This is a genomic window from Pseudomonas fluorescens, assembly GCF_902497625.1.
GTDB lineage: Bacteria > Pseudomonadota > Gammaproteobacteria > Pseudomonadales > Pseudomonadaceae > Aquipseudomonas > Aquipseudomonas fluorescens_BQ.
Genome location: NZ_CABVGX010000035.1, coordinates 17,183 through 31,856, shown reverse-complemented (window position 1 = coordinate 31,856; position 14,674 = coordinate 17,183). Strand labels below are relative to the sequence as shown.

Genomic DNA, 14,674 nt, shown 5'->3' with positions numbered 1-14,674 from the left:
ATCAAAAGATCGCAGCCTCGTTGCACTCGACAGCTCCTACAGGTGCCTTACGGTGCAAACCGACAAGGTAGGAGCTGTCGAGTGCAACGAGGCTGCGATCTTTAGCGGCGATTAGCCCAACGCAGACGCAGCCATTCAAGATCCTCAGGCCGAGTGACCTTGAGGTTATCTGATCGCCCCTCGATCAGACGTGGCGCCAGCCCTGCCCACTCCATAGCGGAAGCCTCATCGGTGATGACTGCGTCACCCACCAGGCTATCGGCCAAGGCCCGATGCAAGGCGCCGAGGCGAAACATCTGCGGCGTATAAGCTTGCCAGATCACGCTGCGATCCACGGTTTCGAGTACGCGACCGTGCTTGTCGACTCGTTTAAGCGTATCGCGAGCCGGAACGGCCAGCAGTCCACCGACCGTGTCGTCCGCCAACTCACTCAGCAACTTGTCCAGATCATCACGGCTCAGATTGGGCCGCGCAGCATCGTGCACCAATACCCAATCTTCATCGTCCGCACCCAGCGCATGCAGATGCAGCAAGGCATTGAGCACCGACCCGGAACGCTCCTCACCGCCGTCAACGCGTTGAATACGCGAATCGCCGGCGCACGCCAGATTCGGCCAGTAAGGATCATCAACCGCAAGACTGACCACCAAACCCTTCAGGGCAGGATGATCAAGGAAACAGCCGAGGCTGTGTTCAAGAATAGTGCGTCCGCCCAGTTGCAAGTACTGCTTGGGACGGTCTGCGGCCATCCGGGCACCGACGCCTGCGGCGGGGATCACGGCCCAAAAGGCCGGTATCGAGGAATTCATTGTGCAAGCTGGTAAAGGGTTTCACCGTCCTTGACCATACCCAACTCGTGACGAGCCCGCTCTTCCACGGTCTCCATGCCTTTTTTGAGCTCGCTGACTTCGGCCCCCATCACTCGATTGCGTTCCAGCAAACCTTCGTTCTCAGCGTGCTGATCGGCAATCTGCTGACTCAACTCCGCCACTTGCGCAAGGCTGCCATTACCGACCCAGAGGCGGTATTGCAGACCTGCCAGCAACAGGAGCAGAACGAGGAACAACCAATTGGGACTGCGCATCGAATATCAGGTATCCAGTGGAAAAAAGACAGCCATGCCAAAACTTAGCATCTGATAGCACGAAGCCTGGAAGACCCAGGCTTGTGCTGATAAGGCATCAGATTTGGCAAATCCATCGCTGTCGCGATTTTGCCGACACTATCCGCTGACTTTTAAACAGTCAACGCTTAACCGCGGAACTCGCTACGGCCGTTGTACTTGGCTTTGCCGTTCAACTGCTCTTCGATACGCAGCAGTTGGTTGTACTTGGACACGCGATCCGAGCGGCACAGAGAGCCGGTCTTGATCTGGCCAGCCGCCGTACCCACTGCCAGGTCGGCAATGGTCGAGTCTTCGGTTTCGCCGGAGCGGTGCGAGATCACGGCGGTGTAACCAGCGGCCTTGGCCATCTGGATGGCTTCCAGGGTTTCGGTCAGGGTGCCGATCTGGTTGAACTTGATCAGGATCGAGTTGGCGATCTTTTTATCGATGCCTTCTTTGAGGATCTTGGTGTTGGTTACGAACAGGTCGTCGCCCACCAGCTGGGTTTTCTCGCCGATCTTGTCCGTGAGGATTTTCCAGCCAGCCCAGTCGGACTCGTCCAGACCGTCTTCGATCGAGATGATCGGGTAACGCTCTGTCAGGCCTTTCAGGTAGTCGGCAAACCCTTCAGCCGTGAACACCTGGCCTTCGCCGGAGAGGTTGTACTTGCCGTCTTCGTAGAATTCGCTGGCGGCGCAGTCCAGTGCCAGAGTCACATCAGTACCCAGCTTGTAACCGGCGTTGGCCACGGCTTCGGAGATCACTTTCAAAGCGTCTTCGTTGGAAGCCAGGTTTGGCGCGAAACCACCTTCGTCACCTACAGCAGTGCTCAGTCCACGGGCCTTCAGTACGGCTTTGAGGTGATGAAAAATCTCGGTGCCCATGCGCAGACCTTCCGAGAAGGACTTAGCGCCAACCGGCTGCACCATGAATTCCTGGATGTCGACGTTGTTATCGGCATGCTCGCCACCGTTGATGATGTTCATCATCGGCACCGGCATCGAGTAGACACCCGGCGTACCGTTCAGGTTGGCGATGTGCGCGTACAGCGGCAGATCCTGATCCTGAGCAGCTGCCTTGGCGGCGGCGAGGGAAACGGCGAGGATGGCGTTGGCACCCAGGGTGGCTTTGTTTTCAGTGCCGTCCAGCTTGATCATCGCGTGATCGAGCGCTTTCTGGTCGCTTGGGTCAGTGCCCAACAGCAGGTCGCGGATCGGACCGTTGATGTTGGCGACCGCTTTCAGAACGCCCTTGCCCAGGTAACGGCTCTTGTCGCCATCACGCAGCTCGAGTGCTTCACGCGAGCCAGTGGAAGCACCGGACGGCGCGCAAGCACTGCCGATGATGCCGTTATCGAGAAGCACGTCCGCTTCCACGGTGGGATTGCCCCGGGAGTCGAGAACTTCACGACCTTTGATGTCGACTATTTTTGCCATTGTTGTAAACACTCCAAAGTTGACGAAGACGCTTTACCGATCGATTTATACTTTTGGATCAAATCCTGTAGGAGCCGCCTTGCTGGCGGTAGCGTGTTCAGGATCGCTATCGCCAGCAAGCCGGCTCCTACGGTGGAAATCCGCAGTTACGCGGTTTCCACGGCAGGAAAACTTTTCACCAACTCGTCCAGGGCTTTGAGCTGGGCCAGGAATGGCTCCAGTTTGTCCAGACGCAGCGCGCAAGGACCATCGCATTTGGCATTGTCCGGATCCGGGTGCGCTTCAAGGAACAGGCCGGCCAGCGACTGGCTCATGCCGGCCTTGGCCAGATCGAGGACCTGGGCGCGACGACCGCCAGCGGAATCGGCACGACCTCCGGGCATTTGCAGGGCGTGGGTCACGTCGAAAAACACCGGGTATTCGAACTGCTTCATGATGCCGAAGCCGAGCATGTCGACGACCAGGTTGTTGTAGCCAAAGCTTGAACCGCGCTCGCAGAGGATCAACTGATCGTTACCCGCTTCAACGCATTTGCTCAGGATGTGCTTCATTTCCTGAGGAGCGAGAAACTGGGCTTTCTTGATGTTGATGACCGCGCCGGTCTTGGCCATCGCGACCACGAGGTCGGTCTGGCGCGACAGGAAAGCAGGCAGCTGGATGATGTCGCAGACTTCAGCAACGACCGCAGCCTGATCCGGCTCGTGGACGTCAGTAATGATCGGCACGCCAAAGGCTTGCTTGATGTCCTGGAAAATCCGCATGCCTTCTTCCAGGCCAGGGCCACGGTAAGAGGTCACGGAGGAACGATTGGCCTTGTCGAAGCTGGCCTTGAACACGTAAGGGATGCCGAGCTTCGCGGTCACCTTGACGTACTCTTCGCAGACCTGCATCGCCATGTCGCGGCTTTCCAGCACGTTCATGCCACCGAACAGCACCATCGGCTTGTCGTTGGCAATCTCGATGTCGCCTACGCGGATGATCTTCTGCGCCATTGGAATTACGCCTTCTTCTGGTGTTGGACCAAAGCTGCTTTAACGAAACCGCTGAACAACGGGTGACCGTCGCGCGGCGTCGAAGTGAACTCAGGGTGGAACTGGCACGCGACGAACCATGGATGATCCGGCGCTTCGACCACTTCAACCAGCGCGCCATCGCCGGACCGACCGGAGATTTTCAGGCCGGCTTCCATGATCTGCGGCAGCAGGTTGTTGTTCACTTCGTAGCGATGACGGTGACGCTCGACGATCACGTCCTTGCCGTAGCAGTCGTGAACCAGCGAACCCGGCTCCAGCAGACAATCCTGCGCGCCGAGGCGCATGGTGCCGCCGAGGTCGGAGGTTTCGGTACGGGTTTCGACCGCGCCGGTGGCATCTTCCCACTCGGTAATCAGGCCCACGACCGGGTGACCGCTTGCACGATCGAACTCGGTGGAGTTGGCGTCTTTCCAGCCCATGACGTTACGAGCGAACTCGATCACGGCCACTTGCATGCCCAGGCAGATACCGAGGTACGGCACCTTGTTTTCGCGAGCGTACTGCACGGCAGTAATCTTGCCTTCCACGCCACGCAGACCGAAGCCGCCCGGCACCAGAATCGCATCGACGCCTTCCAGCAGCGCAGTGCCCTGGTTTTCGATGTCTTCGGAATCGATGTAGCGCAGGTTGACCTTGGTGCGGTTGCTGATGCCGGCGTGACTCATCGCTTCGATCAGCGACTTGTAAGCGTCCAGCAGCTCCATGTACTTGCCGACCATGGCGATGGTGACTTCGTGCTCAGGGTTGAGCTTGGCGTCCACCACGGCTTCCCACTCGGAGAGATCGGCGCCGCCGCATTGCAGGCCGAAACGCTCGACGACAAAATCGTCCAGACCCTGCGAATGCAGGATGCCCGGGATCTTGTAGATGGTGTCGGCGTCTTCCAGCGCAATCACCGCACGTTCTTCAACGTTGGTGAATTGCGCGATTTTGCGACGCGAGGAAATGTCGATCGGGTGATCAGAGCGGCACACCAGCACGTCAGGCTGCAGGCCGATGGAACGCAGTTCCTTGACCGAGTGCTGGGTTGGCTTGGTCTTGGTTTCGCCGGCGGTGGCGATGTATGGCACCAGGGTCAGGTGCATCAGCATCGCGCGCTTGGCGCCGACTTCGAAACGCAATTGACGAATCGCTTCGAGGAACGGTTGCGACTCGATGTCGCCTACCGTGCCACCGATCTCGACCATGGCCACGTCGGCATCGCCGGCGCCCTTGATGATCCGGCGCTTGATCTCGTCGGTGATGTGCGGAATGACCTGAATGGTCGCGCCCAGGTAATCACCACGGCGCTCTTTGCGCAGCACGTGCTCGTAGACACGGCCGGTGGTGAAGTTGTTGTTCTGGGTCATGGTCGTGCGGATGAACCGCTCGTAGTGACCCAGGTCCAGGTCGGTCTCGGCGCCGTCGTGGGTGACGAACACTTCACCGTGCTGGAACGGGCTCATGGTGCCCGGATCGACGTTGATGTACGGGTCCAGCTTCAGCATGGTGACCTTAAGTCCCCGCGCCTCCAGGATGGCCGCCAATGAAGCCGAGGCAATGCCTTTCCCCAATGAAGAAACAACACCGCCCGTGACGAATATGTAGCGCGTCATGAAAAACCCTAGAAGTCTGCGTTAAAGCGGTACGAGCCGCCGGGGAAAGCGAAGGAAGGCCGAAGCCCCCGATCACCTGCATTAATCACAGTGCAACCTTCGAAAAAACCGCCGCGTTGGGACAGACCGGGAAATGAAACACCGGTACGTTGCTCGCTACACATTTTTTGGAATCGCCCAGCAAAGACTGCTTGGTAATCGGCAACTGCTGCAATTCAGGCGAATCCACAGAAGTTGTATCAAGAAGGGAGCGTAGTCTACCGGAAAGCCCCTATCAGCTCAAACCTTGATCTTCGGTTGGCGGCTGCCAATGCAAATGCCAGCCATGCGGATCACTGCCATTCAAGCCCCGCAGATTGGCGACCGCCAGCAATTGCTCGCCCTGATACAGCAGCGGCAATCTGCCACGGACGAACGCGGGAACGGCACTTTCATTGAGCAGGCGCTTGAGATCGCGATGCCCACGCCCAGGCAGATACATGACTTCGCCACCTTCACGATAGCGCACCTGCAGCGGTCCATTTGGGACGCTGCCGCTGATCGTCAGCACGCCATTATCCGGCAACGTCAGAGCTTTCGCTTGCTCCAGCCATTCGTTCGATGCCAGCGGATCGCGCAACCAGGCGCCGGACAACCACCAGATTCGCCCCCCGGCCCGATGCAGTTCGCCATCGGCCAGACGCCAGATTGGCCGGGCGTCGCCCGAGGCATCACGCAGATCATCCCACCCCGACCAATGGTCGCTGTCGGGCAGGCTGGTCACTGGCGAGAGCCAGTGACTGAGCGCATTGCGCTGTCGAGCGGCGGACAATAGTGCGAGCGGCGCCAGTTCGAGGGACGGCACGCCGAGCCAAGGGAGATCACTGACGGTCTGTGCAGCGCTCAGGTCGATCAGCGCCAATTCATCGAGCAACCCTTGTGCCTCCCGCAAATGCGCCGCACTGCGAGCCATGTTGGCGGTGGCTTGCGGCCAGCGCTCGGTCAGTTCAGGAAAGATTTGATGCCTTAGGTAATTGCGCGAGAAGCGCCGATCTTCATTTGTCGGGTCTTCGATCCAGCTCAACCCGTGCTCCGCGGCGTAGGCTTCCAGCTCCGCGCGTGTGACATCCAGCAACGGACGCAGCAAATGCCCGCGGCCCAACGAGCGCTGACCCGGCATGCCTGCCATCCCACGCACCCCTGCCCCGCGCAGCAACCGGAACAACAAGGTTTCCGCCTGATCGTCCCGGTGTTGACCGGTGAGCAGTACGTCACCGGCCTGAGTTGCTGCATCGAAGGCGTCATACCGCGCATCCCGTGCTGCCCGTTCGAGGCTGGCGCCAGGCCGAACCTGCACGCGGATTACCTGCAACGGTACGCCCCATGCGTCACAGACCGACAGACAGTGTTGCGGCCACGCATCCGCCGCCGCCTGAAGACCATGGTGAACGTGGATGGCTCTGAGTTCTGGGAGGGATGTGGTTTTTGCGAGGTGTACAAGCAGATGCAACAGGACGGTGGAATCAAGGCCACCGGAGAACGCGACGCGCCAGGTTTTGACGTTGCGCCATAGCTTCAGACTCATCAAAAGCCGGGAAGGCAAATCAATCGTGGCCCGATCCATATCTTTCCCTTTGCACAAATCAAATGTGGGAGCGGGCTTGCTCGCGATTGCAGTCACACACTCAACCGATCAGTTGAATGTTGAACCGCCATCGCGAGCAGGCTCGCTCCCACATTGAAGCCGAGGTCAGATCAGAGACCGTAGCTCATCAGGCGCTCGTAACGACGGGTCAACAGCGCTTCGGTATCGAATTCCTTGAGCATCGCCAATTGCGAACTCAATTCCGCGCGGATCGAAGCGGCGGCAACGGCCGGATTGCGATGAGCGCCGCCCAGTGGTTCGCCGATCACCTTGTCAACGATACCCAGGCCTTTCAGGCGCTCGGCGGTGATGCCCATGGCTTCAGCGGCATCCGGCGCTTTCTCGGCGGTCTTCCACAGAATCGAGGCACAGCCTTCCGGCGAAATCACCGCGTACGTCGAGTACTGGAGCATGTTCAGCTGATCGCACACGCCAATCGCCAGTGCGCCGCCAGAACCACCCTCACCAATCACGGTGGCGATGATTGGCGTTTTCAGGCGAGCCATGACGCGCAGGTTCCAGGCGATGGCTTCGCTCTGGTTGCGTTCTTCGGCATCGATACCAGGGTAAGCGCCCGGGGTATCAATGAAGGTCAGGATCGGCATCTTGAAGCGTTCGGCCATTTCCATGAGGCGGCACGCTTTGCGGTAGCCTTCAGGACGTGGCATGCCAAAGTTGCGACGAACTTTCTCGCGTACTTCGCGGCCTTTCTGGTGACCGATGATCATCACCGGCTGGTCGTCGAGACGGGCGACGCCACCGACGATCGCAGCGTCGTCGGAGAAGTGACGGTCACCGTGCAACTCGTCGAACTCGGTGAAGATGTGTTCGATGTAGTCCAGGGTATAAGGACGTTTCGGATGACGCGCCAGACGCGCGATCTGCCAGCTGGTCAGCTTGCCGAAGATGTCTTCGGTCAGCGTGCTGCTTTTTTCCTGCAGGCGGGAGATCTCTTCGCCGATATTCAGCGAATTGTCATTACCGACCAAGCGCAACTCTTCGATCTTGGCTTGCAGGTCGGCGATCGGCTGTTCGAAATCTAGAAAATTCGGGTTCATAGGCGTCCGTCTAGGGTCGACGTCCAAGAGAGCTTGGGCCGGCCGGTTGTCTATTCGCGCCCTACCTTAAGGGACAGGCGCGTTCAGGTCGAGATTAAAAAATGTGGTCGAGATCAGCTTCCGCTCTTCATGGCAAAGAATGAAGCCTGACCGTCAACGGTATTGGAGGAAGACGTTGTCTCGCCCGAACTGGTCACGCAGGGCTTGAATCAACGCATCCGCCGGGTCGATCCGCCAGGTCTCGCCGAACTGCAGCAAGGCTTTCGCATCGGGGCTCGTGTACTCCATGGTAATCGGGCACGCGCCGCGGTGGCGTTTGAACAACTCACCCAGCCAGCGTAGCTGATCGCCCTTGAGGTCTTTGGTCTGCAATTTCAGACGCAGGCTCTCGGCAAGATTGGTGCGCGCATCTTCCATGCTCATGACGCGCTTGACCCGCAAGCGCAAACCGCCGGAAAAATCGTCGTTGCTGACCTCGCCTTCGACCACCACCATCGCGTCGGTCTGCAGCAGCGACTGCGCCGAATGGAACGCCTCGGCGAACAGCGAAGCTTCGATGCGGCCGGAGCGATCGTCCAGGGTGATGAACCCCATCTTGTCGCCCTTTTTATTCTTCATCACCCGCAGCGCGATGATCATGCCGGCGACGGTCTGTGTATCGCGAGCGGGCTTGAGATCAATGATGCGCTGACGGGCAAAGCGGCGAATTTCGCCTTCGTATTCGTCAATCGGGTGCCCGGTCAGGTACAGACCCAGCGTGTCTTTCTCGCCTTTCAGGCGTTCCTTGAGCGTCAGCTCTTTCGCCTTGCGGTGGTTGGCGTAGACGTCCGCGTCTTCCTCGACGAACAGTCCGCCAAACAGGTCGGCATGCCCACTGTCGTGGGTGCGCGCGGTTTGCTCGGCGGCCTTGATCGCCCCTTCCATCGCATTGAGCAGGATCGCGCGATTCTGGTCGATACTCGCTTGATAGGCTTTCGGTTCGTCATGGAAACAAGGTCCCAGACGATCCAGAGCGCCGCTGCGGATCAAACCGTCGAGGGTGCGCTTGTTGATCCGTTTGAGGTCGACCCGCGCGCAGAAGTCGAACAGGTCCTTGAACGGTCCGTCCTGGCGCGCTTCGGTAATGGCTTCGACCGGCCCTTCACCGACACCCTTGATCGCGCCGAGGCCGTAGATGATCCGGCCTTCGTCGTTCACCGTGAACTTGAATTCGGAGGTATTCACATCCGGTGCGTCGAGACGCAGCTTCATGGTGCGAATTTCTTCGATCAAGGTCACGACCTTGTCGGTGTTGTGCATGTCCGCCGACAACACCGCCGCCATGAACGGCGCCGGGTAGTGTGTCTTCAGCCATGCAGTCTGGTACGACACCAGTCCGTAAGCGGCGGAGTGAGACTTGTTGAAGCCGTAGCCGGCGAATTTTTCCACCAGGTCGAAAATGTTACCGGCCAGGTCGGCATCAATATTATTGGTCGCGCAACCTTCAATGAACCCCCCGCGCTGCTTGGCCATTTCTTCGGGTTTTTTCTTGCCCATGGCTCGACGCAGCATGTCCGCACCGCCAAGGGTGTAGCCGGCCATGACCTGGGCAATCTGCATCACCTGTTCCTGATACAGGATGATGCCGTAGGTCGGTGCCAATACTGGCTTGAGGCCTTCGTATTGATAGTCCGAGTGCGGGTACGCCAGTTCGGCACGCCCGTGCTTGCGATTGATAAAGTCGTCAACCATGCCCGACTGCAGCGGGCCGGGACGGAACAGTGCTACCAGTGCGATCAGGTCTTCCAGACAGTCGGGCTTGAGCTTTTTGATCAGCTCCTTCATGCCCCGGGACTCGAGCTGGAACACCGCCGTGGTTTCGGCTTTCTGCAGCAGCTGATAGGTCGGTTTGTCGTCGAGCGGAATAAAGGCGATGTCGAGCGGCGGCTCATCGACCTTGGCGCGGTCGCGGTTGATGGTTTTCAGCGCCCAGTCAATGACCGTCAGGGTGCGCAGACCGAGGAAGTCGAACTTCACCAGACCCGCGGCTTCAACGTCATCCTTGTCGAACTGGGTGACCAGGCCATCGCCGGCTTCATCGCAATAGATCGGCGAAAAGTCGGTCAGTTTGGTCGGGGCGATTACCACGCCACCGGCGTGCTTGCCGACGTTACGCACCACGCCTTCGAGCTTGCGCGCCATTTCCCAGATTTCCGCAGCTTCTTCATCGACCTTGATGAAGTCACGCAGGATTTCTTCCTGCTCGTAAGCCTTTTCCAGGGTCATGCCGACTTCGAACGGAATCATCTTCGACAGACGATCGGCCAAACCGTAAGACTTGCCCTGCACCCGCGCCACGTCACGCACCACAGCTTTGGCCGCCATGGAACCGAAGGTGATGATCTGGCTCACCGCGTTACGGCCGTATTTCTCGGCCACGTAGTCGATCACCCGGTCGCGGCCGTCCATGCAAAAGTCGACGTCGAAGTCGGGCATGGAGACCCGTTCCGGGTTGAGGAAACGTTCGAACAGCAGGTCATATTCCAGCGGATCGAGGTCGGTGATCTTCTGCACATAGGCTACCAACGAACCGGCACCCGACCCCCGGCCAGGACCAACTGGTACGCCATTGCTCTTGGCCCACTGGATAAAGTCCATCACGATCAGGAAGTAACCCGGGAAGCCCATCTGGATAATGATGTCCAGCTCGAAATTCAGTCGATCGACGTACACCTGTCGCTTGGCTTCGTAGTCTTCGGTCGTGTCCTTGGGCAGCAGGACGCTGAGGCGATCTTCCAGACCGTCGAACGACACCTTGCGGAAATACTCGTCGATGGTCATGCCATCCGGAATCGGGAAGTTAGGCAGAAAGTGCTTGCCCAACTTCACTTCGATATTGCATCGCTTGGCGATTTCGACGGTGTTCTGCAGCGCCTCGGGAATGTCGCTGAACAGCTCGGCCATTTCCTCAGCGCTCTTGAGGTATTGCTGATCGCTGTAATTCTTCGAGCGCCGCGGATCGTCGAGGGCGCGGCCTTCACCGATGCAGACGCGGGTCTCGTGCGCCTCGAAATCTTCCTGTTTGATGAAGCGCACATCGTTGGTCGCCACCAGCGGCGCGCCGATTTTATCGGCCAAGGCCACGGCAGCGTGCAGTTGTTCTTCATCATTCGGGCGGCTGGTACGCTGGATTTCCAGATAGAAGCGGTCCGGGAACACGGCCATCCATTCGCGGGCGAGGGTTTCCGCTTCGGCAGGATTGCCGCCAAGCAGGGCCTGGCCGACTTCGCCTTCCTTCGCCGCCGACAACATGATCAGGCCTTCACTGGCCTCGGCTACCCACTCGCGCTCGATGATGATCGAGCCATTGCGTTGGCCGTCGATGAAACCGCGGGATATCAGTTCGGTCAGGTTGCGATAACCCACGGCGTTCATCGCCAGCAGGCTGATCCGGCTCAGCGCATTGTCCGGGTCTTTGTTCGACAGCCACAGGTCGGCGCCGCAGATCGGTTTGATCCCCGCGCCCATCGCCGCTTTATAAAATTTGACCAGAGAACACATGTTGTTCTGGTCAGTGACCGCCACGGCAGGCATGTTCATGCCGACCAGGGTCTTGACCAGCGGCTTGATCCGCACCAGACCGTCGACCAGGGAGTATTCAGAGTGCAGGCGTAGATGAACGAATGAAGCCGGCATGGTGATCCTGTCTGTGAGCATGAAAACAACAAGGCCCGGATTGTACCGGGCCTTGGCGAAAACATCAGCCTTGCGACTAACCCTCGATCAGGATTTCCCGCGCTTCATACGCCATGCGAACAGGCGCAAACGAACGCCGGTGAATCGGGGTCGGGCCCAGCCGAGCCAATGCCTCGAGATGCGCGGGGGTCGGGTAACCCTTGTGGCCACCGATGCCGTAGCCCGGGTAAATCAGTTCGAAGGCAGCCATCTCGCGGTCGCGACTGACCTTGGCCAGAATCGACGCCGCGGCGATGGCTGGAACCTTGCCATCGCCCTGAATCACCGCCTCGGCGCGCATGGATAATTTCGGACAACGATTGCCGTCGATCATCGCCAGTTTCGGCTGAATATGCAGGCCTTCGATCGCGCGCTGCATGGCCAGCATGGTGGCGTGCAGGATATTCAGTTGATCGATTTCATCGACTTCCGCACGAGCAATGCTCCAGCTCAGCGCTTTTTCGCAAATTTCGTCATAAAGCTTTTCACGGCGGGCTTCGGTGAGCTTCTTCGAATCATTCAGGCCTAAAATAGGCCGCTTCGGATCGAGAATGACCGCCGCCGTGACCACTGCACCACAGAGCGGGCCGCGGCCGACTTCGTCGACACCGGCAACCATGTCTTCGAGCTCGGCGACCAAGGTGAAATCCAGCCCCATCTGAACGCTGTTTTTTATCATTTTGTTTCGCCAATCAACTTCAACACCGCGTCCGCCGCCTGATTGGAGGCATCCAGACGCAAGGTCCGGTGAATTTCATCGAAGCCGCGAGTCTGTTCCTCGCCGCCTTCGATCAGGGGGGACAACGTCTGTGCCAGCGCCTCGACCGTCGCATCGTCCTGCAACAATTCCGGTACCAACAGACGCTGGGCCAGCAGGTTCGGCAGCGACACGTATGGGCTCTTGACCATGCGCTTGAGAATCCAGAACGTCAGCGGCGCCAGACGATAGGCCACTACCATCGGCCGCTTGTACAACAACGCTTCAAGCGTAGCTGTTCCGGAAGCAATCAGCACCGCATCGCACGCGGCGAGCGCCAGATGCGATTTGCCATCCAGCAGGGTCAGTGGCAGATCGCGACCGGCGAGCAATTCTTCAAGCTGTTTACGACGCTCGGGACTGGCGCACGGCATGACGAACCGGACCCCGGGACGCATGGCGCGCAAACGTTGGGCGGTATCGAGGAACAGAGCACCGAGACGCCCGACTTCACCGCCGCGACTGCCGGGCATCAGGGCGACCAGCGGCCCGTCAGGCAAACCGAGTTCAGCGCGCGCGGCGGCGCGATCAGCCTGCAGTGGAATCGCGTCCGCGAGGGAGTGCCCGACAAACCGCACCGGCACGCCCTTGTCTTCATAAAATTTGGCTTCAAACGGAAACAGCGTCAGCATCAGGTCGCAGCCTTCGCGGATCTTCAGCACTCGCTTCTGCCGCCATGCCCAGACGGACGGGCTGACGTAATGCACGGTCTTGATACCGGCCTGACGCAGTTTGAGTTCGATGTTGAGGGTGAAGTCCGGTGCATCGATGCCGATGAACACGTCCGGTTTCTCGGCGATCAGGTCTGCAATGAGCGTCTTGCGGCGCTTGAGCAACTCGCGCAGCCGACCGAGCACTTCGACCAGGCCCATGACCGAAAGACGCTCCATCGGGAAATACGAGGTCAGGCCTTCGGCCTGCATCAATGGGCCACCTACCCCGATGAAGTCGACAGCCGGATGCCGTGTCTTGAGCGCGCGCATGAGACCGGCGCCCAGAATGTCACCGGAAGCCTCACCCGCCACCAGCGCAATACGCAGATTAGCCATGATTAACGCGTGATGCCGCGGGTCGAAGACTGGATGGAGTCGCGAAATATCGCAACTTCCGGGAACTGCGCCGACGACTCGGCCAGCTCGCCGAGCGCTTGTTCAACCGTCAGTCCGTGGCGGTAAACCACCTTATAAGCTCGACGTAACGCATGGATTGCTTCTTCGCTGAAACCCCGGCGGCGCATGCCTTCGAAGTTCATGCTGCGCGCTTCGGCCGGGTTGCCGAATACCGTAACGTACGCTGGGACGTCCTTGCCAATGGCTGTGCCCATGCCGGAAAAGCTGTGGGCGCCTATATGGCAATACTGATGAACCAGAGTGAAACCCGACAGGATCGCCCAGTCGGCAACGTGCACATGCCCGGCCAACGCAGTGTTGTTGACCAGGATGCAGTGGTCGCCGATGACGCTGTCGTGCCCGATGTGCGCGTACGCCATAATGAGGTTGTGATCCCCCAGGGTCGTTTCCGAACGGTCCTGAACAGTCCCACGATGAATCGTCACGCCTTCGCGAATGACGTTGTGGTCACCAATGACCAGCCGGGTTTCTTCGCCTTTGTATTTGAGGTCCGGCGTATCTTCGCCGATCGAAGAAAACTGGTAGATGCGATTGTGCTTACCAATCCGTGTCGGGCCCTTGAGAATTACATGCGGCCCGATCACTGTTCCCTCGCCGATTTCCACACCTGCGCCGACGATCGACCATGGGCCGACCTCGACGTCGGCGGCCAGAACGGCCGTCGGATCGATGATTGCGCGAGGGTCAATCAAACTCATAGTTTGCGTTCCGCGCAGATGATTTCAGCCGAGCAGACTGGCTTGCCGTCGACCGAAGCCTGGCATTCGAATTTCCAGATCTGACGCTTGCAGCTCAGGAACTTGGCTTCAAGGATCAACTGATCGCCCGGGAGGACCGGCTGGCGGAAGCGCAGCTTGTCGGAGCCGACGAAATAGTAAAGCGTGCCATCGGCGGGCTTCACGTCGAGCATTTTGAAACCAAGGATCCCGGCAGCCTGAGCCATCGCTTCGATGATCAATACGCCCGGCATGATTGGATGCGCAGGGAAGTGACCATTGAAGAACGGCTCGTTGATGCTGACATTCTTGTACGCGCGAATGCGCTTGCCTTCCACATCCAGATCCACGACCCGATCCACCAGCAGGAACGGGTAACGGTGAGGCAGGTATTCGCGAATCTCGTTGATGTCCATCATTTCGGGGGGAAGCCTATGTAAAGATTGGGAGCGCGCGACTGACGCGCGCCCCTCTAGCAAATCAAGGGGGCAGTCTAACGGCTGTG

12 protein-coding genes are annotated in these 14,674 nt (G+C 59.0%); all 12 read right to left on the bottom strand.

Annotation, left to right across the window (positions count from 1 at the left end; translation table 11 throughout):
* Positions 1–101: 101 nt before the first annotated feature.
* The 12 genes from ispD to fabZ all read right to left on the bottom strand — a co-directional run bounded on the left by ispD (position 102) and on the right by fabZ (position 14,588).
* Positions 102–809, bottom strand: a complete 708-nt coding sequence (gene ispD, locus F8N12_RS19830; RefSeq protein WP_150580081.1) for a 2-C-methyl-D-erythritol 4-phosphate cytidylyltransferase — start codon at positions 807–809, stop codon at positions 102–104.
* The gene (ftsB, locus tag F8N12_RS19825; protein WP_150580082.1) at positions 806–1,084 is read right to left on the bottom strand and encodes a cell division protein FtsB; all 279 of its coding nucleotides are present in this window, start codon (positions 1,082–1,084) and stop codon (positions 806–808) included. Before ftsB ends, ispD begins: the two co-directional genes overlap by 4 nt.
* 167 nt (positions 1,085–1,251) lie before the next feature.
* Positions 1,252–2,541: a phosphopyruvate hydratase gene (gene eno / locus F8N12_RS19820; RefSeq protein ID WP_008072676.1), complete on the bottom strand. Its 1,290-nt coding sequence runs from the start codon at positions 2,539–2,541 to the stop codon at positions 1,252–1,254.
* Positions 2,542–2,687: 146 nt separating this feature from the next.
* The gene (gene kdsA, locus F8N12_RS19815; RefSeq protein WP_150580083.1) at positions 2,688–3,533 is read right to left on the bottom strand and encodes a 3-deoxy-8-phosphooctulonate synthase; all 846 of its coding nucleotides are present in this window, start codon (positions 3,531–3,533) and stop codon (positions 2,688–2,690) included.
* A gap of 5 nt (positions 3,534–3,538) precedes the next feature.
* Positions 3,539–5,170, bottom strand: coding sequence for a CTP synthase (locus F8N12_RS19810; RefSeq protein WP_150580084.1), 1,632 nt, complete (start codon positions 5,168–5,170; stop codon positions 3,539–3,541).
* A 274-nt stretch (positions 5,171–5,444) separates the two neighbouring features.
* On the bottom strand, positions 5,445–6,773 hold the full coding sequence (gene tilS / locus F8N12_RS19805; protein WP_150580085.1) for a tRNA lysidine(34) synthetase TilS: 1,329 nt from the start codon (positions 6,771–6,773) through the stop codon (positions 5,445–5,447).
* A gap of 131 nt (positions 6,774–6,904) precedes the next feature.
* Positions 6,905–7,852, bottom strand: coding sequence for an acetyl-CoA carboxylase carboxyltransferase subunit alpha (locus F8N12_RS19800; protein ID WP_150580086.1), 948 nt, complete (start codon positions 7,850–7,852; stop codon positions 6,905–6,907).
* 153 nt (positions 7,853–8,005) lie between these two features.
* Complete coding sequence (gene dnaE / locus F8N12_RS19795; protein WP_150580087.1) at positions 8,006–11,527, bottom strand: DNA polymerase III subunit alpha; 3,522 nt, start codon at positions 11,525–11,527, stop codon at positions 8,006–8,008.
* A 76-nt stretch (positions 11,528–11,603) separates the two neighbouring features.
* Positions 11,604–12,245: a ribonuclease HII gene (gene rnhB, locus F8N12_RS19790; RefSeq protein ID WP_150580088.1), complete on the bottom strand. Its 642-nt coding sequence runs from the start codon at positions 12,243–12,245 to the stop codon at positions 11,604–11,606.
* A complete protein-coding gene (lpxB, locus tag F8N12_RS19785; RefSeq protein ID WP_150580089.1) occupies positions 12,242–13,372 on the bottom strand; it encodes a lipid-A-disaccharide synthase in 1,131 nt (376 codons plus the stop codon). Before lpxB ends, rnhB begins: the two co-directional genes overlap by 4 nt.
* Positions 13,373–13,374: 2 nt before the next feature.
* Positions 13,375–14,151, bottom strand: a complete 777-nt coding sequence (lpxA, locus tag F8N12_RS19780; RefSeq protein ID WP_150580090.1) for an acyl-ACP--UDP-N-acetylglucosamine O-acyltransferase — start codon at positions 14,149–14,151, stop codon at positions 13,375–13,377.
* Positions 14,148–14,588 (bottom strand): 3-hydroxyacyl-ACP dehydratase FabZ, encoded by a 441-nt coding sequence (fabZ, locus tag F8N12_RS19775; RefSeq protein ID WP_007907157.1) that lies wholly within the window; start codon positions 14,586–14,588, stop codon positions 14,148–14,150. The genes lpxA and fabZ overlap by 4 nt, the downstream gene beginning before the upstream one ends.
* Positions 14,589–14,674: the final 86 nt, after the last annotated feature.

What these genes read in the sequence shown, in the direction of transcription:
- ispD (WP_150580081.1), bottom strand. Translation starts at nt 809, where the DNA reads ATGAATTCCTCGATACCGGCCTTTTGGGCCGTGATCCCCGCCGCAGGC.
- ftsB (WP_150580082.1), bottom strand. Translation starts at nt 1,084, where the DNA reads ATGCGCAGTCCCAATTGGTTGTTCCTCGTTCTGCTCCTGTTGCTGGCA.
- eno (WP_008072676.1), bottom strand. Translation starts at nt 2,541, where the DNA reads ATGGCAAAAATAGTCGACATCAAAGGTCGTGAAGTTCTCGACTCCCGG.
- kdsA (WP_150580083.1), bottom strand. Translation starts at nt 3,533, where the DNA reads ATGGCGCAGAAGATCATCCGCGTAGGCGACATCGAGATTGCCAACGAC.
- F8N12_RS19810 (WP_150580084.1), bottom strand. Translation starts at nt 5,170, where the DNA reads ATGACGCGCTACATATTCGTCACGGGCGGTGTTGTTTCTTCATTGGGG.
- tilS (WP_150580085.1), bottom strand. Translation starts at nt 6,773, where the DNA reads ATGGATCGGGCCACGATTGATTTGCCTTCCCGGCTTTTGATGAGTCTG.
- F8N12_RS19800 (WP_150580086.1), bottom strand. Translation starts at nt 7,852, where the DNA reads ATGAACCCGAATTTTCTAGATTTCGAACAGCCGATCGCCGACCTGCAA.
- dnaE (WP_150580087.1), bottom strand. Translation starts at nt 11,527, where the DNA reads ATGCCGGCTTCATTCGTTCATCTACGCCTGCACTCTGAATACTCCCTG.
- rnhB (WP_150580088.1), bottom strand. Translation starts at nt 12,245, where the DNA reads ATGATAAAAAACAGCGTTCAGATGGGGCTGGATTTCACCTTGGTCGCC.
- lpxB (WP_150580089.1), bottom strand. Translation starts at nt 13,372, where the DNA reads ATGGCTAATCTGCGTATTGCGCTGGTGGCGGGTGAGGCTTCCGGTGAC.
- lpxA (WP_150580090.1), bottom strand. Translation starts at nt 14,151, where the DNA reads ATGAGTTTGATTGACCCTCGCGCAATCATCGATCCGACGGCCGTTCTG.
- fabZ (WP_007907157.1), bottom strand. Translation starts at nt 14,588, where the DNA reads ATGATGGACATCAACGAGATTCGCGAATACCTGCCTCACCGTTACCCG.